At 63.1% G+C, this 23856-nt stretch carries 29 protein-coding genes; 17 read left to right on the forward strand and 12 right to left on the reverse strand.

All coding sequences use genetic code 11. The features are described 5' to 3' along the window. Window position 1: 1 nt before the first annotated feature. From LHFGNBLO_RS24720 to LHFGNBLO_RS24745, 6 genes are all read right to left on the reverse strand, one after another. Window positions 2-1612, reverse strand: a complete 1611-nt coding sequence (locus LHFGNBLO_RS24720; protein WP_258601926.1) for a molybdopterin-binding/glycosyltransferase family 2 protein — start codon at window positions 1610-1612, stop codon at window positions 2-4. Continuing rightward, window positions 1609-2313, reverse strand: a complete 705-nt coding sequence (locus LHFGNBLO_RS24725; protein WP_258601927.1) for an XdhC family protein — start codon at window positions 2311-2313, stop codon at window positions 1609-1611. Before LHFGNBLO_RS24725 ends, LHFGNBLO_RS24720 begins: the two co-directional genes overlap by 4 nt. 66 nt (window positions 2314-2379) lie before the next feature. Further along, entirely contained in the window at window positions 2380-2718 is a 339-nt protein-coding gene (locus tag LHFGNBLO_RS24730) for an XdhC family protein (RefSeq protein ID WP_258601928.1), read from the reverse strand. A 61-nt stretch (window positions 2719-2779) separates the two neighbouring features. Next, entirely contained in the window at window positions 2780-4024 is a 1245-nt protein-coding gene (locus LHFGNBLO_RS24735; protein ID WP_258601929.1) for a vWA domain-containing protein, read from the reverse strand. Between the two features lie 4 nt (window positions 4025-4028). Beyond that, window positions 4029-4958, reverse strand: coding sequence for an AAA family ATPase (locus tag LHFGNBLO_RS24740; RefSeq protein ID WP_258601930.1), 930 nt, complete (start codon window positions 4956-4958; stop codon window positions 4029-4031). A 28-nt stretch (window positions 4959-4986) separates the two neighbouring features. Beyond that, window positions 4987-5481, reverse strand: a complete 495-nt coding sequence (locus tag LHFGNBLO_RS24745; RefSeq protein ID WP_258601931.1) for a flavin reductase — start codon at window positions 5479-5481, stop codon at window positions 4987-4989. Between the two features lie 181 nt (window positions 5482-5662). Here LHFGNBLO_RS24745 and LHFGNBLO_RS24750 point away from each other — a divergent pair, with 181 nt between their 5' ends. Together LHFGNBLO_RS24750 and LHFGNBLO_RS24755 are read left to right on the forward strand one after the other, a co-directional pair. Beyond that, window positions 5663-6736 carry a branched-chain amino acid ABC transporter substrate-binding protein gene (locus LHFGNBLO_RS24750; RefSeq protein ID WP_258601932.1) on the forward strand — a complete coding sequence of 358 codons (1074 nt, stop codon included), beginning with the start codon at window positions 5663-5665 and terminating at the stop codon, window positions 6734-6736. Next, window positions 6736-7755 carry a P1 family peptidase gene (locus LHFGNBLO_RS24755; protein ID WP_258601933.1) on the forward strand — a complete coding sequence of 340 codons (1020 nt, stop codon included), beginning with the start codon at window positions 6736-6738 and terminating at the stop codon, window positions 7753-7755. The genes LHFGNBLO_RS24750 and LHFGNBLO_RS24755 overlap by 1 nt, the downstream gene beginning before the upstream one ends. Window positions 7756-7769: 14 nt before the next feature. On the opposite strand, the gene LHFGNBLO_RS24760 is transcribed toward LHFGNBLO_RS24755, so the two are convergent. Beyond that, window positions 7770-8024: a DUF2171 domain-containing protein gene (locus tag LHFGNBLO_RS24760; protein WP_258601934.1), complete on the reverse strand. Its 255-nt coding sequence runs from the start codon at window positions 8022-8024 to the stop codon at window positions 7770-7772. Between the two features lie 139 nt (window positions 8025-8163). Here LHFGNBLO_RS24760 and LHFGNBLO_RS24765 point away from each other — a divergent pair, with 139 nt between their 5' ends. Genes LHFGNBLO_RS24765 through LHFGNBLO_RS24780 form a run of 4 tightly spaced genes read left to right on the forward strand, consistent with a single transcriptional unit; the run spans window position 8164 to window position 11501 of the window. Further along, window positions 8164-8889: a DUF2259 domain-containing protein gene (locus tag LHFGNBLO_RS24765; RefSeq protein WP_258601935.1), complete on the forward strand. Its 726-nt coding sequence runs from the start codon at window positions 8164-8166 to the stop codon at window positions 8887-8889. Next, window positions 8886-9410, forward strand: a complete 525-nt coding sequence (locus LHFGNBLO_RS24770) for a hypothetical protein (protein WP_413774644.1) — start codon at window positions 8886-8888, stop codon at window positions 9408-9410. The genes LHFGNBLO_RS24765 and LHFGNBLO_RS24770 overlap by 4 nt, the downstream gene beginning before the upstream one ends. A 59-nt stretch (window positions 9411-9469) precedes the next feature. After that, window positions 9470-10771, forward strand: coding sequence for an adenylosuccinate lyase (gene purB, locus LHFGNBLO_RS24775; RefSeq protein WP_258601936.1), 1302 nt, complete (start codon window positions 9470-9472; stop codon window positions 10769-10771). Then, window positions 10737-11501, forward strand: a complete 765-nt coding sequence (locus LHFGNBLO_RS24780) for a metallophosphoesterase family protein (protein WP_258601937.1) — start codon at window positions 10737-10739, stop codon at window positions 11499-11501. The genes purB and LHFGNBLO_RS24780 overlap by 35 nt, the downstream gene beginning before the upstream one ends. A 28-nt stretch (window positions 11502-11529) precedes the next feature. Here the strand turns inward: LHFGNBLO_RS24780 and LHFGNBLO_RS24785 are convergent, their stop codons facing one another. Further along, window positions 11530-12345, reverse strand: a complete 816-nt coding sequence (locus tag LHFGNBLO_RS24785; protein ID WP_258601938.1) for a VOC family protein — start codon at window positions 12343-12345, stop codon at window positions 11530-11532. A 213-nt stretch (window positions 12346-12558) separates the two neighbouring features. Between LHFGNBLO_RS24785 and LHFGNBLO_RS24790 the strand changes: the two genes are divergently transcribed. Then, window positions 12559-13122 carry an RBBP9/YdeN family alpha/beta hydrolase gene (locus tag LHFGNBLO_RS24790; protein ID WP_258601939.1) on the forward strand — a complete coding sequence of 188 codons (564 nt, stop codon included), beginning with the start codon at window positions 12559-12561 and terminating at the stop codon, window positions 13120-13122. Window positions 13123-13149: 27 nt separating this feature from the next. Here the strand turns inward: LHFGNBLO_RS24790 and LHFGNBLO_RS24795 are convergent, their stop codons facing one another. Together LHFGNBLO_RS24795 and LHFGNBLO_RS24800 are read right to left on the reverse strand one after the other, a co-directional pair. Then, on the reverse strand, window positions 13150-13923 hold the full coding sequence (locus LHFGNBLO_RS24795) for an HpcH/HpaI aldolase family protein (RefSeq protein WP_258601940.1): 774 nt from the start codon (window positions 13921-13923) through the stop codon (window positions 13150-13152). 103 nt (window positions 13924-14026) lie between these two features. Next, the gene (locus LHFGNBLO_RS24800; protein WP_258601941.1) at window positions 14027-14347 is read right to left on the reverse strand and encodes a DUF1476 domain-containing protein; all 321 of its coding nucleotides are present in this window, start codon (window positions 14345-14347) and stop codon (window positions 14027-14029) included. Between the two features lie 274 nt (window positions 14348-14621). Here LHFGNBLO_RS24800 and purC point away from each other — a divergent pair, with 274 nt between their 5' ends. The 7 genes from purC (at window position 14622) to LHFGNBLO_RS24835 (ending at window position 18423) form a co-directional block, all read left to right on the forward strand. Then, window positions 14622-15416, forward strand: a complete 795-nt coding sequence (purC, locus tag LHFGNBLO_RS24805; protein WP_258601942.1) for a phosphoribosylaminoimidazolesuccinocarboxamide synthase — start codon at window positions 14622-14624, stop codon at window positions 15414-15416. Between the two features lie 40 nt (window positions 15417-15456). Further along, window positions 15457-15699 carry a phosphoribosylformylglycinamidine synthase subunit PurS gene (gene purS / locus LHFGNBLO_RS24810; protein ID WP_258609879.1) on the forward strand — a complete coding sequence of 81 codons (243 nt, stop codon included), beginning with the start codon at window positions 15457-15459 and terminating at the stop codon, window positions 15697-15699. 18 nt (window positions 15700-15717) lie between these two features. Then, entirely contained in the window at window positions 15718-15972 is a 255-nt protein-coding gene (locus LHFGNBLO_RS24815; protein ID WP_258601943.1) for a hypothetical protein, read from the forward strand. Continuing rightward, complete coding sequence (purQ, locus tag LHFGNBLO_RS24820; protein WP_258601944.1) at window positions 15969-16637, forward strand: phosphoribosylformylglycinamidine synthase subunit PurQ; 669 nt, start codon at window positions 15969-15971, stop codon at window positions 16635-16637. The genes LHFGNBLO_RS24815 and purQ overlap by 4 nt, the downstream gene beginning before the upstream one ends. Window positions 16638-16698: 61 nt before the next feature. Further along, window positions 16699-17364 carry a glutathione S-transferase family protein gene (locus LHFGNBLO_RS24825; RefSeq protein ID WP_258601945.1) on the forward strand — a complete coding sequence of 222 codons (666 nt, stop codon included), beginning with the start codon at window positions 16699-16701 and terminating at the stop codon, window positions 17362-17364. 2 nt (window positions 17365-17366) lie between these two features. Then, entirely contained in the window at window positions 17367-17777 is a 411-nt protein-coding gene (locus LHFGNBLO_RS24830; RefSeq protein WP_258601946.1) for a hypothetical protein, read from the forward strand. Between the two features lie 4 nt (window positions 17778-17781). After that, a complete protein-coding gene (locus tag LHFGNBLO_RS24835) occupies window positions 17782-18423 on the forward strand; it encodes a Pr6Pr family membrane protein (RefSeq protein WP_258601947.1) in 642 nt (213 codons plus the stop codon). A gap of 104 nt (window positions 18424-18527) precedes the next feature. On the opposite strand, the gene LHFGNBLO_RS24840 is transcribed toward LHFGNBLO_RS24835, so the two are convergent. Next, window positions 18528-18764, reverse strand: coding sequence for a DUF1127 domain-containing protein (locus tag LHFGNBLO_RS24840; protein WP_258601948.1), 237 nt, complete (start codon window positions 18762-18764; stop codon window positions 18528-18530). A 92-nt stretch (window positions 18765-18856) separates the two neighbouring features. Here LHFGNBLO_RS24840 and LHFGNBLO_RS24845 point away from each other — a divergent pair, with 92 nt between their 5' ends. The 3 genes from LHFGNBLO_RS24845 to LHFGNBLO_RS24855 all read left to right on the forward strand — a co-directional run bounded on the left by LHFGNBLO_RS24845 (window position 18857) and on the right by LHFGNBLO_RS24855 (window position 22892). Continuing rightward, window positions 18857-20269, forward strand: coding sequence for a PLP-dependent aminotransferase family protein (locus LHFGNBLO_RS24845; RefSeq protein ID WP_258601949.1), 1413 nt, complete (start codon window positions 18857-18859; stop codon window positions 20267-20269). Between the two features lie 149 nt (window positions 20270-20418). Next, window positions 20419-22644: a phosphoribosylformylglycinamidine synthase subunit PurL gene (gene purL, locus LHFGNBLO_RS24850; protein WP_258601950.1), complete on the forward strand. Its 2226-nt coding sequence runs from the start codon at window positions 20419-20421 to the stop codon at window positions 22642-22644. A gap of 14 nt (window positions 22645-22658) precedes the next feature. Next, window positions 22659-22892, forward strand: a complete 234-nt coding sequence (locus LHFGNBLO_RS24855; protein WP_006206026.1) for a BolA/IbaG family iron-sulfur metabolism protein — start codon at window positions 22659-22661, stop codon at window positions 22890-22892. Window positions 22893-22917: 25 nt separating this feature from the next. Here LHFGNBLO_RS24855 and LHFGNBLO_RS24860 read toward each other — a convergent pair whose 3' ends face one another. Beyond that, window positions 22918-23712 carry a phosphodiester glycosidase family protein gene (locus LHFGNBLO_RS24860; protein WP_258601951.1) on the reverse strand — a complete coding sequence of 265 codons (795 nt, stop codon included), beginning with the start codon at window positions 23710-23712 and terminating at the stop codon, window positions 22918-22920. Window positions 23713-23856: the final 144 nt, after the last annotated feature.

The raw sequence follows: 23856 nt of genomic DNA on the forward strand, positions 1-23856 counted from the left end.
GTCAATCCTGCAGCACGCCGCCAGCGCCTTCCAGCGCTTCGCGGGTGTCGACATCGACCGCCGCTCCTTCGCCGATCTCGATGTCAATGACGTCGAGCCCCTCGGCTTCGACCAGATGGCGCGCGCCGGTGTCGCCTTCCAGATGAGAGATCGCGGGAAACAGCACGCGTGGCAAAAGCACCGGATTGCCGCGCTTTCCCTGGTGCGAAGCGCGTACGACAGACAGGCCTTCGGATTTGCGGAATGCGTCGATCAGCCTGTCGAGGTCGGCCGTCGAGACGCCCGGCATGTCGCCGAGAACGATCATGGCGCCGGCGGCATCTTCGGCAACCCGAGCAATGCCGGCTTTCAGTGACGAAGACAGGCCCTCAGCAAAATCCGGATTGTCGGCGAACGTGACGTCGAGGCCCGACAAGGACTCCCGTACCCGCTCGCGCTGATGGCCGGTGACGACGATTGTATCGGAGGCTTTCGAGGCAAGCGCGCGCTCGGCGGTGCGGCGCACCAGCGGCTTGCCGTCGAACAGCGCCAGCAGCTTGTTCGGCCCGCCCATGCGGCTGGAGCGGCCGGCAGCCAAAAGCACGATATCGATCATCAGCTCCGCCTTGGCCGGCAGCGGCTCGCGCGGCTGCGGCCGTGTCGGGATTTCCATCAACAGACCGCCGACGCCCATGCCGGCGATGTCCTTGGCCGTCACGTCGAGACCAGCGATCAGCCGGTCCAGCACCCAGTCGAAGCCATTCTCCTTGGGACTGCGGGCGCAGCCCGGCGCACCAATGACGCGCTTGCCGCCGAGCGTGCCGAGCACCAGCAGATTGCCGGGATCGACCGGCATGCCCGCGCGGACGACGCTACCTCCTGCGCGCTCGATAGCCGCCGGAACGACGTCGCCGAAATCGCTCATCGCCGAAGCGCCGAAGATCACCACCATGTCGTTGTCGCGCGTCAGCGAGGCTACCGCCTCGGCCACGGGGGTGATTTCGTGCGGCGTGCGGCGCTCCGCTGTCAGCCTGCCGCCGGAACGCGCCAGCCGCGCTTCGGTGACCCGCAGCGTTTTGTCGAGCACACTCGGCTTGATGCCGGGCAGGACAGTCTGGATGACGCCGACACGCACCGGCTGATAAGCGTTGACGACAAAGATCTCGCCGCCGGCGCAGATTTTTGTCACCGCATCGACCAAAGCCGAGGCGACCGCGAACGGTATGATCTTCACCGTAGCGACCATCTGGCCTTTTTCGACCGGCGCGTGCTGCGCCAGCGTGGCGATGGTGATGGTCGGGTCGATGGCGTTGATGGCGTCGATCATTGCCGCATCGACGGTGAAGATGCCGGCGGCCTCTGCATGAAGATTGACGCGGCCGGTTGCAGCCGGTTTGGTCTCGATGTTCCTGTGGGCCATGCTCGCGGCGATCTTCTCGGCGGCTGCGTCCTCGCTGAGATCATCGGCAGCCAGGACCGCCGCGACCACCTCCGAAATACCTGAAGCCTTTAGCAGCGACACATCGTCGGCGCTCAGCCTGTGCGCCTTGCGCAAGCGTCGCTCTCCGGCCGTGGTGGCGTGCGCCAGCACCGCCCCCTCAGCCTGATCGATCGGGATCGGACCGAATTTCACGCCGCAGCGCCTTTTACGTCCAGGCCGCGCGAGCGAAAAGCGTGGATCGCCTGCGCCAGCACCGCGACGGCGATCTCGGCCGGGCTGGCAGCGCCGATATCGAGGCCGATCGGCGCGTGGATGCGGGCGATCTGGTCGGCGGTTGCGCCCAATGCCAGTAGGCGCTCGATGCGCTTCGCATGGGTCTTGCGGCTGCCAAGCGCCCCGACGTAGAAGCAATTGGCGTCGAGCGCCGCCTTCAGCGCGAAATCATCGATCTTCGGGTCATGGGTGACAGCGGCCAGCGCAGTGTAGCTGTCGAGCGGCTGACGCTTCAGGACATCTTCGGGCCATTCGGCATGCAGCGCGACATCGGGAAAGCGGTCCGGCGTGGCAAAGGCCGTGCGTGGGTCGACGATCTCGACGGGAAAGCCGGCGATTTTGGCCATCGGCGCCAGCGCCTGGCTGATATGGACGGCGCCGATCACCACCAGACGCGGCTGCGGCAGATGCGCGTTGAGGAAGAAGGTTCGCCCTTCCGCCTCGACCGAACCCGAATTGCCGGTGCGAAACGCCTTGGCGATCGCAGCCCCCAAGTCGCCAGCGACCTGATCGCCCTCGCGCACGACGCGATCGCGGCCATCGCCGAGGTCGGTGACCAGGATCGCCGCACGGCGGGAGCGGCGTTCGGCGTTCAAGGTCTTTAAGGCGTATGGATCCATCAAAAGATCTCTTGTTTGAGCATGATCTTGTCCGAAAACCGGTTCCCACTTTTCGGGGTCATGCTTCTAGCCCAGCCGCTCGACATAGACCTTGATGCGGCCGCCACAGGACAGGCCGACCTGCCAGGCGGTTTCATCGGCGACGCCGAACTCCAGCATTTTGGCCTTGCCGCTGTCGATTACATCGATCGCCTCTGTGACGACAGCGCCCTCGACGCAGCCGCCCGAAACGGAGCCGTGGAAATTGCCTTCCGCATCGATAACCAGATGGCTGCCGACGGGACGCGGTGCCGAGCCCCAGGTTTCGACCACGGTGGCAATGGCGACATCCTTGCCCTCCTTCATCCAGCCTTCCGCTATGATCAGCGGGTCGCGGGCCTCGTCGAGATAGATGTTATTTTCCATGACCATTTCTCTTGGCGTCTGCTTTTTTCAGAGAGTCTGTTTTTCCCGGGCAAACATATGGTTATGCGGCGCGCCTCGCGCCAGCTTCCAGCCACCGGCGCGGATCGACCGACCGCAGCGATTTCTTGTCCAGCGAGGCGCAGAGATCGGCGAGCGCATCGAGATTGTGCACAGAGCGGAACTCGTCAACATGCGGCAGCATCGCCTTGACGCCTCGGGCTCGAGCCTCGAAGCCATCGAAGCGCAGCAACGGGTTCAGCCAGATCAGCCGCCGGCAGGATTTGTGCAGGCGCTCCATCTCCTCCGACAGGCCGGCGACGTCGTCGCGCTCCAACCCGTCGGTGATCAGCAGCACCACTGCGCCCTGCCCCAGCACACGCCGCGACCACAGCCGATTGAACTCGGCCAGCGTGTCGCCGATGCGGGTGCCACCCGACCAGTCCTTCACCGCTGCCGAGCAGTCGGCAAGTGCCTCATCTGGGTCGCGATGGCGCATCTGCCGTGTCAGATTGGTGAGTCTGGTGCCGAAGACGAAGGCATGCACGCGCCGGCGCTTTTCGGTCAGCGCATGCAGGAAATGCAGGAAGATGCGCGTGTACTGGCTCATCGAGCCGGAAATGTCGGCGAGCACCACCAGCGGCGGATGAACCTCACGGGCTGAGCGGAATTTCGGCAGGATCAATTCACCGCCGGTGCGCGCGGCCGAGCGCATCATGGCGCGCGGATCGATGCGGCGGCCATGCGCATCGGCTTTGAAGCGCCGTGTCCTGACCATGTCAAATGGCAGGCGCAACCGAGCGATCGCCTTCTTGGCGTCTGCCATCTCGGCGGCGTTCATCTGGGCAAAATCCTTGCCCCGCAGCACCTCGTTGCCGGAGAAGGTGAAGCGGGCGTCGACCTCGATCTCGGGAATTTCCTGTACCGGCTGGTTCTTCTGGTGACCCTCGAACATCGCCTGGCTGACGCGGTTTTCGGCCGCGCGCGGCTTCTGCTTCTCTCTGTTGTCGGGCGCCACCGGCGAAAACATCGCCAGCATCTTTTCGATCAGTTCGTGCGATTTCCAGAACAGCCGGAAGGCTTCGTCGAAGGTGGGATGATCCTCGTGCCGTGACACCAGCACCGCATGCAGCGTCCAGTAGAAATCGTCGCGTGAACCGATGCCGGCGGCCAACACCGCCTCGATGGCATCCTTGACCGAAGCCGGCCCGACCCGCATGCCGGCCTTGCGCAAGGTGCGGGCGAAATAGACGATGTTGTCGGCGATGCGCCCGTCGGGGGTGGCCTCTTTCGGCTCGGGACGCGCCATCGCCCTACTCCGCCGCCGAAAGCTCGGCCTTCACCTCGTTGAGGATGCGCCGGCCTTCGCCCTGTTCGATGCGGGCAATGTCGTCCTGGTATTTCAACAACACTCCGATCGTGTCGGACACGGTTTCGGGATCGAGCGCCACCTTGTCGAGTTCGGTCAGCGCGCCGGCCCAGTCGATGGTCTCGGCGACGCCGGGCACCTTGAACAACTCGATCTGGCGCAGCTTCTGGATGAACGAAACCACTTCCGCCGAAAGCCGCTGGTTGGCCTGCGGCACCTTTCGGCGCACGATTTCCAGTTCGCGCTCGGCATTGGGATAATCGACCCAATGATAGAGGCAGCGCCGCTTCAGCGCGTCGTGGATCTCGCGGGTTCGGTTGGTGGTGATGATGACGATCGGCGGCTCCTCGGCCTTGATCGTGCCGAGTTCGGGCACCGTCACCTGGAAGTCGGAGAGGATTTCGAGCAGGAACGCCTCGAACGCCTCGTCAGTGCGGTCAAGCTCGTCGATCAGGAAGACCGGCGCAGCACCCGCCTTGCCGGTCAGTGCGTCGAGCACCGGGCGGCGGATCAGGTATTTTTCGGAGAAGACGTTACGCTCCATGTCGGAGCGATCGACCTTGCCGGCCGCCTCCTCCATGCGGATCTCGATCATCTGCGCGGCGTAATTCCACTCATACACGGCCGACGAGACATCGAGGCCTTCATAGCATTGCAGACGGATAAGCCGGCGGCCGAGTGCCTGGGCGAGCACCTTGGCGATCTCGGTCTTGCCGACGCCGGCCTCTCCCTCCAGGAACAGCGGCCGTTTCATGCGCAGCGACAAAAACAGCACGGTCGCCAGCGACCGGTCCGCAACATAGTCCGCGCCGGTCAGGAGATCGAGCGTCTCGTCGATCGTCCGCGGCGCGGGGCGCGGTTTCAACTCGGTCATTCTTTCTCCGTGAGTGCCGCCACTCTTTTCACAGAAAGTGGTAGCCGCGATCATGGTAGATCAGCGGCCGCAAATTATCGCCGATGCGCAGGCCTGTCACCTTGCCAAAAAGCACACGATGGGTGGCCAGATCCTTGGTGTCGATCAGTTCGCAGTCGAAGACGGCGAGCGCGCCTTTCAGCGCCGGCGCGCCGGTCGAGATCATATCCCACTCGCCGAGCGCAAAGCGCTCCTCGACAGGCAAGCCGGTGATGCCGGAAAAACCGATTGCCAGCGGCTCCTGGTCCGAAGCCAGCGCGTTCAAGGCGAATTTGCCGTTTTTCACGAACGGTTCGTTCTTGGGATTTTCGCGGTTGAGGCAGACCAGGATGGTCGGCGGCGTGTCCGACACTGAACAGGCAGCTATGACAGTTGCGCCGCGCCTGCCGGCAGGCCCGTCTGTTGTGACCACATGGACGTGGCCGGCAAAATGGCTCATCGCGTCGCGATAGGCCTGCGGCCCAATGTCGTTCTTCTTCAGCACTGATGATTTTCCAGAACCAGAACCCAACCGTTATATATGGCGGCATACGGCATGCCACAAGCGAAGTGGTTGAAGTGTATCCCAGAATTAGCGTGTTGCGCCAAGGCCGGGCAGCCTTTAGGTCTTGGCAGGAATGATGCCGGGAAACCCACGAACCGGCACGGAGGAATTCTTCGCTCGCATGCGACCCGGGACAACGACAATAGTGGTGCTGACCTGGCTGTCTCTTGCCGGCAGTGCGGGCGCTCAAACGCTGCTGGTCGGCGTCGCCGCTCCCTTGTCCGGACCATCGGCGATTCTCGGCAAGCAGATCGAGGCCGGCGCAGGCCTGGCGGCGGAAGTGAACGGTGTCGAGCTCAGAACTATCGACGACGCCTGCACTGCCGATGGTGGTGCTGCCGCCGCCAGGGAATTCGCCGCGGCCAAGGTCAGCGTCGTCGTCGGTTTTCTCTGCACCGACGCGATCGAGGCGGCGCTGCCGATCCTGAAGGACGCCAACATAGCGGTCATCACCGTGGGCGTGCGCACGGAAAGCCTGACCGATAGGCGCGCCAAGACCGGCTGGCCAATCTATCGTCTCGGACCGCGCGGCGACGATGAGCGCAACGCCGTCGCCGCCATCCTCACAGAGCTATGGAAGAACGAGCTGTTCGCCATCGTCGACGATGGCACGATCTATGGCCGCGAAATCGCCGAGACGTTGCGGGCCGCTGCCGAGCAGGCGGCGCTGAAGCCGGTGTTTGTCGATACTTTCCGGCCGCAGCTCGACAACCAGATCGGGCTGATCGGGCGGCTGAAGAAGGCCGGCGCGACGCATGTGTTCGCCGGCGGCGACGGCGATGACATCGCCATCATGACCCGCGATTCCGGCCAGCTCGATGCCGGCATGGTCTTTGCCGGCGGCGAGAATTTGCGCACGCCGCCCGGCGATGTGCCTTATGCCGCGGGCACGCTGATGATCGCGCCGCCCGAATGGGCCGGTGTCGCCGAGCCCAAGGTGCTGGAGGCCTTTGCCGCACAGAAGATCGAGCCGGATGGCTACACGTTGCCGGCTTACGCGGCGGTCGAGATCGCCAAGGCGGCCTCGGCCCTGACGGTAGCTTCCGGCACGCCGTTCACCGAGGCGCTCACCGCGCATGGTTTCACCACCGCGATCGGGCCGATACGCTTCGATGAAAAAGGCGACCTCAGCCAAAACCCCTTTCGCGCCTACCGCTACGATGGCGCGCATTTCGTGCCTCTCGAGGGCCATTGATGTTTCGCACGGGTCCGCGCAATCTCATCACCGACGTCGCCGGCCTGCGTGTCGGCAATGCCACCGATGCCAGGCTGAAGTCCGGTGTGACCACCGTGCTGTGCGACGAGCCGGCGGTCGCCGGTGTGCAGATTCTGGGCGGTGCGCCAGGCACCCGCGAAACCGACCTGCTCGAGCCGCACAATTCGATCGAGACCATCCATGCCGTGGTGCTTTCGGGCGGCTCGGCCTTTGGCCTCGATGCCGCCTCAGGTGTGCAGGCGGCTTTGCGTGGGCTGGGCATCGGCGTCGAAGTCGGCGGTTTTCGCGTGCCGATCGTGCCTGCGGCAATCCTGTTCGACCTGCGCAATGGTGGCGACAAGGATTGGGGCCGGTATCCGCCCTATCGCGACCTTGGCTACGAGGCGGCACAGACAGCTGGCATCGACTTTCCGATTGGCACGGTCGGCGCTGGCACCGGCGCGCTGAGTGCCGGCCTGAAGGGTGGCCTCGGCTCAGCCTCGACCGTGTTGGACAGTGGTGTCACCATCGGCGCCCTTGCCGCCGTCAATCCGACCGGCTCGGTGACGGTTGGCCGCAGCCGGCATTTCTGGGCGGCACCGTTCGAAATCGGCGACGAGTTCGGCGGGCTAGGATATCCCTCGCCGATGCCGGACGATGCGAAAAGGATCCTGTTGAAATTCCGCGACAAGCGCTTCGGGGGAAAAACGGAGGCCGGCGGCAACACCACGATCGCCGTCATCGCCACCGACGCCGTCCTCACCAAGGCCGGCGCCAAGCGGCTGGCCATATCGGCGCATGACGGTTTCGTTCGTGCCATATGGCCGACGCACACGCCGGCCGATGGCGACCTGGTCTTTGCGCTGGCTACAGGCAAGAGCGGCATTGAGCTCGCGGCCGACGCTGCCATCGACCTCTATGCCGCAGCCGGCGCCACCATGGCGCGCGCCATCAGCCGCGGCGTCCATGCCGCGTCGCCGGCCGACGGCGATCTGTTTCCGGTCTGGTCGTCGCGCTGAAGGCGACGATAGGATCAAACCGGGTCGGATCGTTCTTCTTCGAAAGTGACGGCGACATCGGAGTTTGCCGACAGGCGCACTTTGTTGCCCTCGACCTCGGCGATCAGGCTCGACGGGATATAGTGGTGGTGCCCCTTGTGGGAGCCGGCGCCGCTGTCCTGTTTGGTCAGCTTGATTCTTTCTCCCTCGATCTTGTCGACAGTGCCGACATGGACGCCGTCGGCGCCGATGACTTCCATATGCTCGCGTATTTTGCTGGTGTCGGTCATGGTGGGTCTCCGTTGAGGCTGCCGACAACAACCAATGACGGCGGGATTGGATGCATCGGACTTGTGTTTTAGACAGCACGACGTTTTGACCGCGTCGTGATAGGTGATTGGTCAACATGGGCTGCCGGAGCGAAACCCGATGCGAATACTTGTCCTGATTGCCATCTCCCTGCTTGCCCAGCTTGCTACCTCGCTTGCCGCCCATGCGGGCGATGTCGCTGAGCTTGAAATCCTTGGCTTTACCAGGGATGGTGGCGTGTTCGCCTTCGAGGAATATGGCGTCCAGGACGGCTCAGGCTTCCCCTATGCCAACTGCTATTACATCGACACCAGCAACGACAGTTTTCTGCAGGGCACGCCGATCAGGGTCCGGCTCGACGACGAGAACGCCACGCTCGACGCGGCACGCCTCCAGGCACGCCAAAAAGGTGAAGCGATCGTCAGCCAGGCCGAACTCGCTGCGAACCGTGGCATCACCGCCGGCTTCAACCCGGTGACCGAACTTTCGGCCGATCCTTTCCGCATGGTGGTCAATCCGCGCCCGATCTTTTCGCCGGTCGACCCCCCGCTCGAGTTCCGGCTCGACGAGATCGCCAGGAACGACACCGAGCGCTGCCAGAGCCAGGGCGAGATCAACGGCTTTCGGCTGCTGCGCATCGAGGCCAGGGATGGCGGCCAGACCCATCTGCTGCATGAGGACAAATCGATCCCGCAAAGCCGTGGCTGTCCGAATGGCTACCGGCTAGGCGCGGTGCAGACGTTCTCGATGGACAGCGTCAGCGCTCATGCGGTGCTGGTCGCGGTGCGCCAATACGGCTTCGAAGGGCCGGACTTTCGCTGGATCGCGGTGACCGGCCGCCTGTGACGCCGCCTCCTCAACCCACCACGCGCAACCGCGCCCGGGATTATGTCCGCCGCGCTCTGCCATCGCCGGGCACCGCCCTTTTCGGCGCCTTGCTGTGGGGTGTGGCGATGGGCGCCAGCGCGCTGGTCAATCTGTTGCTGGGTGATTGGGAGACCCCTGCGAAAGTCCGCTTCGTTTCGTTGCTGTTTGCCGCCGGCGGTGCGCTCGCCTTTCCGGTCGGCCTGTTTGCGGCTCGGCTCGTCTCGCTCGGGCGACACTGGGAAGTCGCTCTTGCAGCCGCCTTTATCTGCCTTCTTGTCGCGACCATCGCCTTCACCGGCGGGCTGTTTGCGCTGCAATACCGCTCCTACTATGCCGAATGGCACGCACCCGCCTTCACCATCACCTGGGTCTTCGAGTTCGTGTACACCAGCTTGACGGCGCTCTACCAATTCGTCGTCCTGGGCATCCGGCTTTATTTTCCGCTCGGTTTCATCGCATTGGCTGTCGCCAGCGTCTGGTTTGCGCGGCAGCAGCGTTGAGCATTTTGTCTGCCTCTGTTAGGACGCGGGCAAACACTCCCAAAGGTCAGGACTGACTGATGATCCCTCGCTATTCCCGGCCGGAAATGGTCGCTATCTGGTCGCCGGAAACCCGGTTCCGCATCTGGTTCGAGATCGAAGCCTATGCGTGCGACGCACTGGCCGAACTCGGCGTGATCCCCAAGGAAGCGGCGAAAACCATCTGGGAAAAGGGCAGCGCGGCGAAATTCGACGTCGAGGCGATCGACGAGATCGAGCGCGTCACTAAGCACGACGTCATCGCCTTCCTCACTCATCTTGGCGAATTCGTCGGACCGGACGCTCGCTTCATCCACCAGGGTATGACCTCCTCGGATGTTCTCGACACCTGCTTTGCCGTGCAGCTCACCCGCGCCAGCGACATCCTTCTCGCCGACATTGACGGCCTGCTCGCCGCGCTCAAGCGCCGCGCTTTCGAGCACAAGGACACCGTCACCATCGGCCGCAGCCACGGCATCCATGCCGAGCCGACCACATTCGGCATCAAGCTGGCGCAGGCCTATGCCGAATTCTCGCGTTGCCGCGAGCGGCTGGTGCATGCGCGCGAGGACATTGCGACCTGCGCCATCTCAGGCGCGGTCGGCACCTTCGCCAACATCGACCCCTATGTCGAAGAACATGTGGCGAAAAAACTCGGGCTGAAGCCGGAGCCGGTGTCGACTCAGGTGATCCCGCGCGACCGGCACGCCATGTTCTTCGCCACGCTCGGCGTCATCGCCTCGTCCATCGAGCGACTGTCGATCGAAATCCGCCATCTGCAGCGCACCGAAGTGCTTGAGGCGGAAGAGTATTTTTCGCCGGGCCAAAAGGGCTCGTCGGCAATGCCGCACAAGCGCAATCCGGTGCTGACCGAAAACCTCACCGGCCTTGCCCGGATGGTGCGTTCCTTCGCACTGCCGGCGATGGAGAATGTGGCGCTCTGGCACGAACGCGACATTTCGCATTCGTCGGTCGAGCGCATGATCGGGCCTGACGCGACGGTGACGCTCGATTTCGCGCTGTCGCGGCTGACCAGTGTCGTCGACAAGCTGCTCGTCTACCCCGACAACATGCTCAAGAACATGAACAAGTTCCGCGGCCTCGTGCATTCACAGCGGGTGATGCTGGCGCTGACGCAGGCCGGCCTGTCGCGCGAAGATTCCTATCGGCTGGTGCAGCGCAACGCCATGAGGGTGTGGGAACAAGGCGCTGATTTCCTTGAGGAACTTCTGGCCGATAAGGAAGTGACCGCAGCTCTGCCCGAGGCCGAGATCCGCGAAAAGTTCGACCTTGGCTATCACACCAAACATGTCGACACGATCTTCAAGCGGGTGTTTGAATAAGATGAGACTGGCTGTCGTCTCTGACATCCACGGAAATCTCCGCGCGCTGGAGGCGGTTCATGCGCGCATCAAGGAAAGTTCTCCGGACATCATCGTCAATCTGGGTGACTGTGTCTCGGGTCCGTTATGGCCGGAGGAAACCGCACAATATCTGATTGCCGAAAACTGGCCGACCGTGCGCGGCAACCATGACCGCGTGCTGGTCGAGCCCCCGGCTTCCAGGTTGGAAGAGGTTGACGCGTTTGCCCAGCAATGCCTCTCTCAGGCGTCCTTGGCTTGGCTTTCGGCACTGCCGCTCACCCTGTCCCTCGCAGCCGAAATCCTGTTGTGTCATGGCAGCCCCAGCGACGACGAAGTGTTCCTGCTCGAAGAAGATGGCGGTGACCACTTCTTTCTGTCCAACGAAAGCCAGATCAGGCGCAAGCTCGGCAGAACCGAGGCGAGGCTGATCTTGTGTGGTCACACACATACGCCCCGCGTCGTGCATCTTTCCGACGGGCGGGTGGCACTCAACGCGGGCAGCGTTGGTGTCCAGGCTTTCCCCAGCTTCACCGTGACAGGCAGCCCACATGCACGCTACGCGATCGCTACGCGCAAGGACGGAGAATGGTCGTTCAGCCTGCATGCGATCGGCTACGACTGGGCCGAGGCTGCAGGGCGCGCGAAGGCTGCCGGGTTCGCCCGTTGGGAACACGGGTTGATGACCGGTTACGCCGCCGGGTCCCCGTAAAACCCGAACGGCGTCTGGCAATCAAGCTTCAGCCGGCTGCGCCGGGCACGGTGCGAATGACCGTCCCCCACGGATCTTCGCGGGTCGTTTCGCTCGTCACCTTGTCCGAGCGCATTTCGACCCAGGCCAGACCCGAACGGGCAGGATCGCGACGACCAGCACCGGAACTCTGCCAGGCATTGGCACCGACGTGGTGGTGATAGCCGCCGGAAGACAGGAACACAGCCTGGCCGCCATATTTCGCCACCGTGTCGAAGCCGAACTCTTGGTTCCACCAGGCTTCGGCGTCTTCCGGCCTGCCAACGCGCAGGTGGACGTGGCCGACGATGCTGTTTTCCGGCGCGCCCTGCCAGCCGGCATCACCGGCCGGCACATCGGCGACGACGGACGGGATGTTCAGCCGCTCGGTCGCCATCGCGATCTTGTCGCCGTTCCACTTCCAGTCCTGCGGACGGCGGTCGGCATAGATCTCGATGCCGTTGCCCTCGGGGTCGGTCAGGTAGAGCGCTTCGCTGACCAGATGGTCGGAGGCGCCCTCGATGGCGATCTTGCTGGCGATGGCATGGTTGATCCAGCGGCCGAGATCGGCCCTGCTCGGCAGCAGGAAAGCGGTGTGGAAAAGGCCGGCGCTGCGCGGATCGTCGGGCTTCGCGGCCGGATCCGGCTCGATGACGAGCAGCGGGCGACTAGCGGCGCCCAACGTGATCGCGCCGTCGGCGCGGCTCAATTCCTGCAGCCCGACAACCCTGCGATAATAGGCGGCGAGATTTTCGGCGTCGCGCGCCTTCAACCCGACACGGGCAACGCTGACCGGGGTTGTGGCGGCAAAAGGCAGTTCGCTCATCAAATTCTCCGTTCGGCCGCTGTCCGATGAGGCTCCCATTGCCGGGAGCCCGGCGCCAGCGATCACTGTACGACGTGTTTCTTCCTGACGACAGATCGTTGATCACCATCGTTCACACAAGATGGCAAGAAGCGAACATGGTGTTCACTATTGTGATCAATTAGGCTCTTCATCCCGGTTGCACGACGCAGCGACGCTCGCTATTTCAGCGCCATGAAAGTCAGGGAAGCAGATATTCTGATCGTGCCGGGCTACACCAATTCCGGCCCCGACCACTGGCAGACCCGCTGGCAGTCGAAGCTGTCGACGGCGCGCCGCGTCGAGCAGGCGGAATGGTCGAAGCCGGTGCGCGACGACTGGACGGCGAGCGTGGCGAGGGCCGTCAACGAGGCCGAGCGGCCGGTCGTCCTCGTCGCGCATTCGCTTGGTGTCGCGGCTGCAGTCCAGGCCATGCCGCAGTTCGAGCGGCCGGTCGCCGGCGCCTTCTTCGTGGCGCCGCCCGACGTCGCCAATCCCAAGATAAAGCCGAAGCATTTGATGACCTTCGGCCCCTACCCGCGCGAGCCGCTGGCCTTTCCCTCGGTGGTGATCGCCAGCCGCAACGACCCGTTCTGCGCGTTCGATGTAGCTGAAGACATTGCCGGCGCCTGGGGCTCGTTGTTCATCGACGCCGGCGAGGCCGGTCATCTCAACGCGGATTCCGGCTTCGGCCCGTGGCCCGAGGGATCGATGTCCTTCGCCAAGTTCCTGACGGATCTCAAAGGCGTGAACTCATAGATCCGTCAAAATGGTCCAGGCTGAGGCCTAGGAGCCGATCGAATCCCGCATGCTCTTCAGCAGGGTTTTGGCACCAAGCGAAATCAGGGTGTGGTCCGAGCCCATGGCCAGCAGCCGGTAGCCCATCGAGACGACGCGACCGGCAATGGCGGGCTCGATGACGTAGATCGCGGCATGCTTGCCGGCCTTGCGCGTCCGCTCGGCGATCAAAGCCACGGTCTCCATCATGCTTTCCAGCGTCGAATTGACGGTGGCGCCGTTCGACCAGGCGATCGAGAAATCCGACGGGCCGAGGAAGATGCCGTCAATGCCAGGCGTGTCGAGGATGCCATCGAGCGCATCCAGCGCGGCGCGTGTTTCGACCATGGCGAAAGCCATGGTACGCTGGTTGGTGTCGCGCAGCCATTCGGCCTGATCGCCCTTGCCGTGGCGCGGGAAAGCGTAAGTCGGGCCCCAGGAACGCTCGCCAAGCGGCGGATATTTCATGGCGGCGGCAAACAGCTTGGCATCCGCCACCGAATTGACCATAGGCGCAATCACCGCCTCGGCGCCGAAATCAAGCGCGCGGCTGGCCATGTCGAAGCGGCCGACCGGAATGCGCACAAGCGCCGGCTTGTTGGCGGCCAGCACCGGCACGAGGCCGCGCAGCACGCTGTCTTCGTGGTGCCCGCCATGCTGCATGTCGAGCGTGACGGCGTCGAAACCCTGTTTGGCGATGATTTCCACCGTGAGTGCGTCCGGCACGCCGGACCATGCGGTGAACAGCGTTTCATCGGCCGCCAGGCGTGACTTCAGGGACATCGACTCTTTCCTTGCTGACAAGGCGCAGTTTCAGCCGGAAACGGCGGCAAAGGCAAAGAAAAACCGCGCGGCTTAACCGGGCGGTCGATTGGTCCAGGCTGGATCAGGTGTTCTTGATCTGCTCGATCGCTTGCGCCATCATTTCATCCATGGTGCGACGGATCTGATGGTCCGATTGGTCGACGCCGGCCTCATCGAAATCCTTGCGGATCTTGCGGAAAACGTCGTGATCGCCGGCTTCCTCGATGTCGGAGACAACCACCTGCTTGGCATAGGCCTCGGCATCGGCGCCGGACTTGCCGAGCTTTTCGGCGGCCCACAGGCCTAGCGTCTTGTTGCGGCGCGCCGCGGCCTTGAACCGAAGTTCCTCGTCGAAGGCGAATTTGCGCTCGAAGCCCTCTTCGCGGTCTTTCATGCTGCTCATGGCATCCCTCCGGTGGAATACGATTCGTTTGACAGTGAATATGTGTTGCCGAAGCACAAACCAAAAGGTCGCGGGTCGGTCAATATGCTACATCACTTGCTGCGCTGCGGCATTTCATTCCCGAAAGCGGTTGATTGAAAGGATTTGCCGATTGAGCAAACAGTGCGATTGGGATAGACACCGGCATTGAACCCCACCGTCGCCGCACTAATTTAGGCAGACGGACAGGAATTGGTCGCTTGCCGCCTGCCCGGAAATCCAGAGAAAAAATCAGATGAAAAATCGCCGCCGCATTTATGAAGGCAAGGCCAAGATCCTCTATGAGGGACCTGAGCCGGGAACGCTGATCCAGTTTTTCAAGGATGACGCCACCGCGTTCAACAAGAAAAAACACGAAGTCATCGACGGCAAGGGCGTGCTCAACAACCGCATTTCCGAGCACATCTTCAACCATCTCAACCGGATGGGCATTCCGACCCACTTCATCCGCCGGCTCAATATGCGCGAGCAGCTGATCAAGGAAGTCGAGATCATCCCGCTCGAAGTGGTGGTGCGCAATGTCGCCGCCGGCTCGCTGGCCAAGCGCCTCGGTATCGAGGAAGGCACCGTGCTGCCGCGCTCGATCATCGAATTCTATTACAAGGCCGACGCGCTCGACGACCCGATGGTGTCGGAAGAGCACATCACCGCGTTCGGCTGGGCGAGCCCGCAGGAGATCGACGACGTCATGGCGCTGGCCATCCGCGTCAACGACTTCCTCTCCGGCCTGTTCATGGGCGTCGGCATCCAGCTCGTCGACTTCAAGATCGAATGCGGCCGCCTGTTCGAGGGCGACATGATGCGCATCGTCGTTGCCGACGAGATCTCGCCGGATTCCTGCCGCCTGTGGGACGTGGCGACGCAGGACAAGCTCGACAAGGACCGTTTCCGCCGCGACATGGGCGGGTTGGTCGAAGCCTATCAGGAAGTTGCCCGCCGCCTCGGCATCATGAACGAGAACGAGCCGCCGCGTCCCGCCGGACCGGTGCTCGTCGCCTCGACCGATGGCGTCAAAGGTAAGCCGCACTGATTTTTTTCCGCTCAACACATAGAACAGGAGCATGTCCAGCGTGATCAAGGCCCGCGTTACCGTCACCCTCAAGAACGGCGTGCTCGACCCGCAAGGCAAGGCGATCGAACATGCTCTGTCCGGCCTGGGTTTTGGCGGCGTCGGCGCGGTGCGCCAGGGCAAGGTGTTCGATGTCGAGCTTTCGGAGACCGACAAGGCCAAGGCCGAGGCCGACCTGAAAGCCATGTGCGACAAGCTGCTGGCGAATACGGTCATCGAGAATTATAGTGTGGCGATTACCTGAGGTTGTGCCGGAGGGCAGATGGCCGAGACTGATGGAAGCTTGATATTTGAAGTGCTCAAGTCCATTCAGCCGCGACTGGATAGAATGGATTCGACGCTCGGAGAGGTAAAGTCCGAGCTAGGCTCCATCCGCGGCCACCTCATAGCCACAGAGAGCGACGTAAAGAATATCTACGGTGTGCTGGCTCGCCAGGATGATCGCCTTGAACGCATAGAACGCCGCCTCGACCTGCGCGAACTCGCCGAAGCCCAAGGGCCTTACGAACCAAAATGAAATCAGCAGTCGTCCTTCTCCCTGGCCTCAACCGCGACCGCGACATGATCGCGGCGCTGACCAAGATTTCCGGAAAACCACCGGTCACGGTGTGGCAGACCGACACCGAAATCCCTGACGTCGACCTGATCGCCATTCCCGGCGGTTTTTCGTTCGGCGACTATCTGCGCTGCGGCGCGATTGCCGCGCGGATGCCGGTGATGCGGGCGGTTGCCGAACAGGCGGCCAAGGGCGTCATGGTCATCGGCGTCTGCAACGGTTTTCAGATCCTGGTCGAGGCTGGGCTGCTGCTGGGTGCGCTGATGCGCAACAGTTCGCTGAAATTCGTCTGCCGTGAGGTGAAACTGCAGATCGCCAATGCCAACACGATGTTCACCCGCCGCTACCAGCCGGGCCAGATCATCCGCTCGCCGGTGGCGCATCACGACGGCAATTACTTTGCCGATGCTGAAACGCTCGCCCGTCTCGAAGGCGAGGGACAGGTGGTGTTTCGCTATGCCGAAAACACCAATCCCAACGGCTCGATCAACGACATTGCCGGTATCATCAACAGCCAGGGCAATGTGCTCGGCCTGATGCCGCATCCAGAAAACCTGATCGAAGCGGCCCATGGCGGCAGCGATGGCCGGGCTTTGTTCGAAGGTGCCCTCGGCATCGCCGCTTGAATTTCCTCGACGCGAGCACCGCAAAAAGCGGGCAAATCCACCACATCAGGGAGAGACGGTCATGAAACTCTATTCGCGGCCGTTGTCGCCCTACTCGTCGATCGTGCGGGCGCTTGCCTACATCAAGAACGTGCCGCTCAAGGTCATTGCGCCGCCGCCGGGCTTCCCCATTCCCGAAGAATTCCGCGCCGTTTCGCCACTCAACCGGATTCCGGTGCTCATCACCGGCTCCGGTGAAACGATCGTCGAATCGGTGGTCATCGCGGAATATCTGGAAGAGCGGTTTCCCGAGCCGGCGCTGCTGCCGCAAGATTCGAAAGACCGCGCGCTGGTGCGCATGTTCGCCCGCATCACCGACCTCGACGTGCTCGCCCCGATGATGAAGCTGTTCGAACTGCATTTCGTGCCGAAGCGCAACGAGGCGGAAATCAAGGCACAATTCGCCCGGCTGCATCACGGACTGGCGGCGATCGAGGTCCGGATGGCGCAAGGGCCCTTCGCGCTCGGCGACGACATCACCTTCGCCGACGCCTGGCTGACGCCGACTCGTTTCATCTTCAACAATTTCCGGGCTACGACCGGGCATCATGACCTGCTCGACGCCTATCCGAAGTTCGACGCATATGAGCAGATCGCCCTGCAGCACCCGGCGCTTTCGCGGGTCTGGGGCGAGATGACGGACGGACTGAAAATCTTCCTTTCCGAACTCGAAATGGGTGCAGCGTGATCATGGGCTTGACGATCGCCCGCCTCTGTCTCGTCGTCACCGCCGGTTTTGTGCTTGCCTCCTGTCAGTCGACCCCGAAGAGCGCGCCGGTGCCTGCGGGCAAGAGTGCTTCGCTGCTCGCCATGGAACAGGTGGCGATCGCCGCCCACAAATGCTGGATCGCCAGCAAGGACCCGGCCTTCAAACCGTATCAGATGGCCAACGAGTTGAATTCGTTCAGCGGCACGCCGCGCTTCCTGCTGGTCCCGGCCAAGCATTATGGCGGCAAACCGTTGCTGGTCGTGCAGGCGCAAGGCAATTCAAGCCGCGTCGACGTGTTCGGCCCGCTGATGGCCGACCCGCTCGGCGCGCGCATCGGCTCCGACATTGCCCGCTGGCAGGCAGGCAATCCGGCCTGCGGCGCGGCGGCATAGCGCGATGGGCCGGTTCCTGCAGATTGCGGGTCTGGTCATCGGTCTGGCCGGGCTTGTCCTGCAATTCTGCATTACTGTTCCAGCGTCGATGGAAGCCGGCCGCAGTCTGCTCGGCTCCATCGTCTACCTGTTCAGCTTCTTCACCATCCTGACCAATATCGGCGCAGTGCTGGTCCACACCTCTCTTCTGTCCTCCAGCGGCTATGCCTGGCTGCCGGCCTTTGCCGGGCGACGAATGCGGGCGGGCGTCGCGGTTTCAATCGCGCTGGTATTCATTGTTTATGCCACGGTTCTGGCGCAGCTCTGGCAGCCACAAGGGCTGTTCCTGTTTTGCGACGTCCTCCTGCACTATGTGACGCCGGTGCTGTTTGTGCTGTGGTGGCTGGTGGCCGGCGCCGACGGCAGAACGCGGTGGCGCGACATTTCCTGGTGGATGATCTATCCGATCGCCTACCTGATCTACGTGCTGGTGCGGGCGCCACTATCAGGCGAAGTGCCCTACCCGTTCCTCGATGTCGCCAAGAACGGCGCGGTCAGCGTCGCTGTCTCAGCGCTGGCCGTCACCGGGCTTTTTCTCCTGCTGTGCATCATCGCAGTCCTTGTGGACCGCGGCGTTTCACGCATCAGGGCGTCGAGCGTGCGCTAGAGGCAGTTTCATCCCGATGGAATCAGGATGAGGCTCTATCTCTTTGTTTGAGCATGATCTTTTTCGAAAACCGGACTCCACTTTTCGGGATCATGCCCTGGCTCTCAGTCCCAGAAAGGCCTGAGACCTTCACGGTGGGCGTCGCAACGCGAGACGCCGATATCCTTCAGCTGATCGTCGGTCATCTCCAGCAAGGCCAGACGGCTGCGCCGGCGCTCCAGCAGGTTGCCAATCCGGCTCGCGAGTGAGCTGACCACAAGCACAAGGCGGCTGACATAGGTTCGCTGGCCGGACGTGCGGGCTCCAAGCCGGGCATAGCTGATTGTCTCGATTGTATCCATTGTCTTTCTGCCAAAATCGGAATTGTACCCCATTTGGTACACCGCTGATATGTATTGACTCTCAATTCGGTGCAATATAGAGAATTGTCACCATGACAAATTGGCTTCCCGATCTCACCGCCGGTTCCGGTCCCCTCTATCAGCGCCTTGCTGACAGCATTGAGTCAGATATCGACCGGGGCGTGATCGACGCCGGGGCAAAACTGCCGCCGCAGCGGGACCTGGCCTACGACATCGGCACCACCGTAGGCACGGTCGGCAGGGCGTATCAGTTGCTGCGCGAGCGTGGGCTGGTCAGTGGCGAGGTTGGACGCGGAACCTATGTTCTGGCCCAGCAGTCGGAGGCGGTAAAGCCCGAATTCCTCGAGCCCGGCACGCAAGGCACGCGCTATGTCGATGCGCCGCCCGGCAAGCTGCGCTTCGACAGCACGGCGGCGCCCGACATCGGCCAGGGCGCCATTGTCGCCGATGTGCTGTCGCGCACGGTGCAGGATCATCCGCACGAGATTTCAAGCTATGTCAGGGAATTCCCGGGCCACTGGTTCGAGGCCGGCGCGCGCTGGCTTTCGCGAAATTCCTTTCGCCCGACCGCCGACGCGATCGTTCCGACGCTGGGCACCCATGCCGCGGTGATGGCAGCCATCGCGGCGCTGACCACGCCCGGCGACTATGTCGCCTTCGAGCATCTGACCTACTCGCAGATTTCCCGCAGCGCCGGGCTGATCGGCCGGCGGACGGCGCTGGTGGCGTCGGACGAGGAAGGCATCGATCCCCAGGATTTCGAGCGCGTCTGTGCGCAGAAGCACCCGAAGATGATGTTCCTGATGCCGACGGCCCAGAACCCGACACTGGTGACGCTGTCGGCGGCACGGCGCGAGGCGATCGCGCGCGTCGCGCGTGAATACAATGTCGTCCTGATCGAGGACGATCTCTATGGCGACCTGACCGACGACCCGACACCCCTGCTCGCCGAATATGCCCCCGAACGCACCATCGTTGCCGGCGGGCTGTCGAAGTCGGTCGCGGCGGGCGTTCGCGGCGGCTGGCTCTCTTGCCCGCCGGCCTATCGCCACCGCATCCGCGTTGCGCACAAGATGATGACCGGCGGCATGCCCTTCCTCCTGGCCGAAGTTAACGCCCGGCTGGTGCTGTCCGGCCATGCCAGCGAGATCCGCAAGCGCTGCATCGTCGAGATCAACGCCCGCATCGCCATCGTGCGCGAGATGCTGGCCGGCTTCGACTTCAAGGCACAGGACAACGTACCGTTCGTCTGGCTCACCCTGCCCGATCCCTGGCTCTCCGGCACCTTCAAGAATGCCTGCCTCGAACATGGCGTGCTCATCGACGACGAGGATGAGTTCAAGGCCGGCCGTTCCGAGCAGGTCTTTCACGGCGTCCGTTTCGGCGTTTCGCAGCCAAGACACAGCAAGGATGTCGCCGGCGGCGTTGCGGTGATCCGGCGGCTGCTCGATGAAGGCCGCGCCGGCTACGACAGTTTTTCCTGATTTTCAGCCCCGCGCTTCGTCAAGCCTGGCAGCCAGGCACCGCCTGTGGTTTTCCGGCGTTTTTCGCCAATCGATGGGGTGTAACCGCGTCAAGCTTGCGATAAGAGGGGACTCAAAATCCCCGCTCCCACGGATACAAATCGCTGCCCATGACCATTTCCAATTCCGTGCCGATCACCCCGGAACTCATTGCCGCGCACGGGCTGAAGCCCGACGAATACCAGCGCATCCTCGACCTGGTCGGGCGCGAGCCGAGCTTTACCGAACTCGGCATCTTCTCGGCGATGTGGAACGAGCACTGTTCCTACAAATCCTCGAAAAAGTGGCTGCGCACGCTGCCCACAACCGGGCCGCAGGTCATCCAGGGCCCCGGCGAGAATGCCGGCGTGGTCGACATCGGCGACGGCGACTGCGTCGTCTTCAAGATGGAGAGCCACAACCACCCGTCCTACATCGAGCCCTATCAGGGGGCGGCGACCGGCGTCGGCGGCATCCTGCGCGATGTCTTCACCATGGGCGCGCGGCCGATCGCGGCGATGAACGCGCTGCGCTTCGGCGCGCCTGACCATCCCAAGACCAAGCACCTCGTCTCCGGCGTCGTTTCCGGCGTCGGCGGCTACGGCAACGCATTCGGCGTACCGACGGTCGGCGGCGAGGTCAATTTCGACGCCCGATACAACGGCAACATCCTGGTCAACGCCTTTGCGGCGGGCCTTGCCAGGACCGACGCGATCTTCCTGTCGGAAGCCAAGGGTGTCGGCCTGCCGGTCGTCTATCTCGGCGCCAAGACCGGCCGCGACGGCGTCGGCGGCGCTACCATGGCGTCTGCCGAATTCGACGACAAGATCGACGAGAAGCGTCCCACCGTCCAGGTTGGCGACCCCTTTACCGAGAAATGCCTGTTGGAGGCCTGCCTCGAACTGATGGCGTCCGGCGCCGTCATCGCCATCCAGGACATGGGTGCCGCCGGCCTCACCTGCTCGGCGGTCGAAATGGGCGCCAAGGGCGATCTCGGCATCGAACTCGATCTCGACATGGTGCCGGTGCGCGAGGAGCGCATGAGCGCCTACGAGATGATGCTGTCGGAAAGCCAGGAGCGCATGCTGATGGTGCTGCGCCCGGAAAAAGAGAAGGAAGCCGAGGCGATCTTCCACAAATGGGGCCTCGACTTCGCCATTGTCGGCAAGACCACCGACGATCTGCGCTTTCGCGTGCTGCACCAGGGCGACGAAGTCGCCAATCTGCCGATCAAGGACCTTGGCGACAAGGCGCCGGAATATGACCGCCCCTGGACCGAGCCGAAGAAGCCGACGCCGCTCGCTGCAAGCGACGTTCCACAAGCCGACGTTGCCGATGCGCTGTTGAAACTGCTGGGCGGACCAGACCTGTCCTCGCGCCGCTGGGTGTGGGAGCAGTACGACACGCTGATCCAGGGCAATTCGCTGCAGCTTCCGGGCGGCGATGCCGGCGTGGTGCGCATCGAAGGCCATCCGACCAAGGCGCTGGCCTTCTCCTCCGACGTGACGCCGCGCTATTGCGAGGCCGACCCCTACGAAGGCGGCAAGCAAGCGGTGGCCGAATGCTGGCGCAATCTGACCGCCACCGGCGCCTTGCCGCTCGCTGCCACCGACAACCTCAATTTCGGCAATCCGGAACGGCCCGAGATCATGGGCCAGATGGTCGGCGCGGTAAAAGGCATCGGCGACGCCTGCCGCACGCTCGGCTTTCCGATCGTCTCCGGCAACGTCTCGCTCTACAACGAGACCAACGGGCAAGGCATCTTGCCGACCCCGACCATCGGTGGCGTCGGACTGATTGCCGACTGGTCGAAGATGGTGCGGGTCGGCTTTGCCGCCGAGGGCCAGATGATCCTGCTGGTTGGCGCGCCGCGCATGTGGGGAACGCATCTCGGCCAGTCGGTCTATATGCGCGACATCCATGCGCGCACCGACGGCCCGCCGCCGCCGGTCGACCTCGACCATGAAAAACGCGTCGGCGACCATGTGCGCGCGCTGATCGCATCCGGCATCGTCACATCGGCGCATGACGTTTCCGATGGCGGAATCGCGGTGGCGCTGGCCGAAATGGCGATGGCCTCCGGCATCGGTGCAACCATCCCCGGCCTCGTCGAGGCCGACCCGATCCCGGTCTGGTTCGGCGAGGATCAGGGCCGCTACCTCCTGACGCTGTCGATCGATCCACAGGGCGACGAATGGGACGCCATCCGCGAGCAGCAAAGCAAGCTCGGCATCTTCGCGCCGTGGATCGGCTCGACCGGCGGCCGCGAATTGAAACTGGGCGAGGCGCGTGCGATACCGGTCAGTGAATTGACCGCTGCCCACGAATCCTGGTTTCCTCGCTTCATGGGAAACTGAGTTAGGAACTACGCATGGCAATGGATGCCCACGACATCGAGAAGCTGATCAAGGAAGGCATTCCAGACGCCAAGGTGACGATTCGCGATCTGGCCGGCGACGGCGATCACTACGCAGCCGAGGTGGTGGCCGAAAGCTTTCGTGGCAAGAGCCGCGTCCAGCAGCACCAGATGGTCTATGACGCGCTGAAGGGCAATATGGGCGGCGTGCTGCACGCGCTCGCCCTGCAGACCAGCGTGCCGGACTGAACTTCCGCCAGAGCTAAACGCGCCCTCACCTTTTCGCAGACACTGCGATGATCGGTCCTGCAGGGTAGTTGCCACCGACGAGCATCCTCTCGCCATTCGACAACGCCGACACCGCCCCGTCGAGGAAAAGCGCGTTCGGACAATTGAGCGCGTCGCGGAACAGGCGTGCGAAGCTGCCGAGGCTGACCTCGGAGCGCGAGATCGCCAGCACGACCGTGTTTTCGTCGCGCACGCCGACGCCGTTGCGGATGTAACGCGACGTGCCGTTCGGCTCGAATCGAGGATGAAGCTGGCCGTCGATCACCAGCATCGGGCCGGACTGCGTGGCGAACGCTGCATCCGGCTTTGCGGCGGCATAGGCGTCCGTCTCCAGGATCGCGGCCTTGCCGTCCTTGCCGACCAGGAACTCACCGTTCGGCTTGAGGAAGAAATTGCCTTCGCCGTCGGCGCGATTGAGTGGCGCCTTTTCGTGACCGTCTTCGATGAGAAGACCGACCGGCGTCAGGTCCTGATGATACATGCCGGCGTTCATGGCGAGCAGCACCGGCCGACCCTCGTTGGCAAGCGCCTTGTCGAATTTGTCCAACGAGCCGAAAGCCTTGCCGTCGGCGCCGGCGTGGAAGACACCAATGTCATAGGCGCGAAGATCGATCTCGCAGACGATGTAAGGAACCGCTTCGAAGTTGATACTCCGGCACGGTGCGGGCAGTTCGCCACCGACGATGATGGGTGGGCGAACCGGCTGCCTGAACCACCAGATCAAGGCCAGCGCAACCAGCAGAACGCCAATCACAATTGCCGCACGATGTCGTCTTTTCATGCAGTCCCGGAGCCAATGCGTTTGGCCCAACATCACGCCATGCTTTGCGCCATTTGCATGGCGGCGCGGCAAACATCTTGTTTCGGTCAACCTATGGGTTTATTTGATGGCTATGTTTCAGGCCTGACTCCCACAGGCGGGAAA

The sequence above is a fragment of the Mesorhizobium sp. AR10 genome (assembly GCF_024746795.1).
GTDB lineage: Bacteria > Pseudomonadota > Alphaproteobacteria > Rhizobiales > Rhizobiaceae > Mesorhizobium.

Excerpts from the sequence above, each read along its gene's own strand:
- LHFGNBLO_RS24725 (WP_258601927.1), bottom strand. The coding sequence starts at position 2,313 with ATGGATCCATACGCCTTAAAGACCTTGAACGCCGAACGCCGCTCCCGC.
- LHFGNBLO_RS24730 (WP_258601928.1), bottom strand. The coding sequence starts at position 2,718 with ATGGAAAATAACATCTATCTCGACGAGGCCCGCGACCCGCTGATCATA.
- LHFGNBLO_RS24735 (WP_258601929.1), bottom strand. The coding sequence starts at position 4,024 with ATGGCGCGTCCCGAGCCGAAAGAGGCCACCCCCGACGGGCGCATCGCC.
- LHFGNBLO_RS24740 (WP_258601930.1), bottom strand. The coding sequence starts at position 4,958 with ATGACCGAGTTGAAACCGCGCCCCGCGCCGCGGACGATCGACGAGACG.
- LHFGNBLO_RS24750 (WP_258601932.1), top strand. The coding sequence starts at position 5,663 with ATGCGACCCGGGACAACGACAATAGTGGTGCTGACCTGGCTGTCTCTT.
- LHFGNBLO_RS24755 (WP_258601933.1), top strand. The coding sequence starts at position 6,736 with ATGTTTCGCACGGGTCCGCGCAATCTCATCACCGACGTCGCCGGCCTG.
- LHFGNBLO_RS24760 (WP_258601934.1), bottom strand. The coding sequence starts at position 8,024 with ATGACCGACACCAGCAAAATACGCGAGCATATGGAAGTCATCGGCGCC.
- LHFGNBLO_RS24765 (WP_258601935.1), top strand. The coding sequence starts at position 8,164 with ATGCGAATACTTGTCCTGATTGCCATCTCCCTGCTTGCCCAGCTTGCT.
- purB (WP_258601936.1), top strand. The coding sequence starts at position 9,470 with ATGATCCCTCGCTATTCCCGGCCGGAAATGGTCGCTATCTGGTCGCCG.
- LHFGNBLO_RS24780 (WP_258601937.1), top strand. The coding sequence starts at position 10,737 with ATGTCGACACGATCTTCAAGCGGGTGTTTGAATAAGATGAGACTGGCT.
- LHFGNBLO_RS24785 (WP_258601938.1), bottom strand. The coding sequence starts at position 12,345 with ATGAGCGAACTGCCTTTTGCCGCCACAACCCCGGTCAGCGTTGCCCGT.
- LHFGNBLO_RS24790 (WP_258601939.1), top strand. The coding sequence starts at position 12,559 with ATGAAAGTCAGGGAAGCAGATATTCTGATCGTGCCGGGCTACACCAAT.
- LHFGNBLO_RS24795 (WP_258601940.1), bottom strand. The coding sequence starts at position 13,923 with ATGTCCCTGAAGTCACGCCTGGCGGCCGATGAAACGCTGTTCACCGCA.
- LHFGNBLO_RS24800 (WP_258601941.1), bottom strand. The coding sequence starts at position 14,347 with ATGAGCAGCATGAAAGACCGCGAAGAGGGCTTCGAGCGCAAATTCGCC.
- purC (WP_258601942.1), top strand. The coding sequence starts at position 14,622 with ATGAAAAATCGCCGCCGCATTTATGAAGGCAAGGCCAAGATCCTCTAT.
- LHFGNBLO_RS24815 (WP_258601943.1), top strand. The coding sequence starts at position 15,718 with ATGGCCGAGACTGATGGAAGCTTGATATTTGAAGTGCTCAAGTCCATT.
- purQ (WP_258601944.1), top strand. The coding sequence starts at position 15,969 with ATGAAATCAGCAGTCGTCCTTCTCCCTGGCCTCAACCGCGACCGCGAC.
- LHFGNBLO_RS24825 (WP_258601945.1), top strand. The coding sequence starts at position 16,699 with ATGAAACTCTATTCGCGGCCGTTGTCGCCCTACTCGTCGATCGTGCGG.
- LHFGNBLO_RS24830 (WP_258601946.1), top strand. The coding sequence starts at position 17,367 with ATGGGCTTGACGATCGCCCGCCTCTGTCTCGTCGTCACCGCCGGTTTT.
- LHFGNBLO_RS24835 (WP_258601947.1), top strand. The coding sequence starts at position 17,782 with ATGGGCCGGTTCCTGCAGATTGCGGGTCTGGTCATCGGTCTGGCCGGG.
- LHFGNBLO_RS24840 (WP_258601948.1), bottom strand. The coding sequence starts at position 18,764 with ATGGATACAATCGAGACAATCAGCTATGCCCGGCTTGGAGCCCGCACG.
- LHFGNBLO_RS24845 (WP_258601949.1), top strand. The coding sequence starts at position 18,857 with ATGACAAATTGGCTTCCCGATCTCACCGCCGGTTCCGGTCCCCTCTAT.
- purL (WP_258601950.1), top strand. The coding sequence starts at position 20,419 with ATGACCATTTCCAATTCCGTGCCGATCACCCCGGAACTCATTGCCGCG.
- LHFGNBLO_RS24855 (WP_006206026.1), top strand. The coding sequence starts at position 22,659 with ATGGCAATGGATGCCCACGACATCGAGAAGCTGATCAAGGAAGGCATT.
- LHFGNBLO_RS24860 (WP_258601951.1), bottom strand. The coding sequence starts at position 23,712 with ATGAAAAGACGACATCGTGCGGCAATTGTGATTGGCGTTCTGCTGGTT.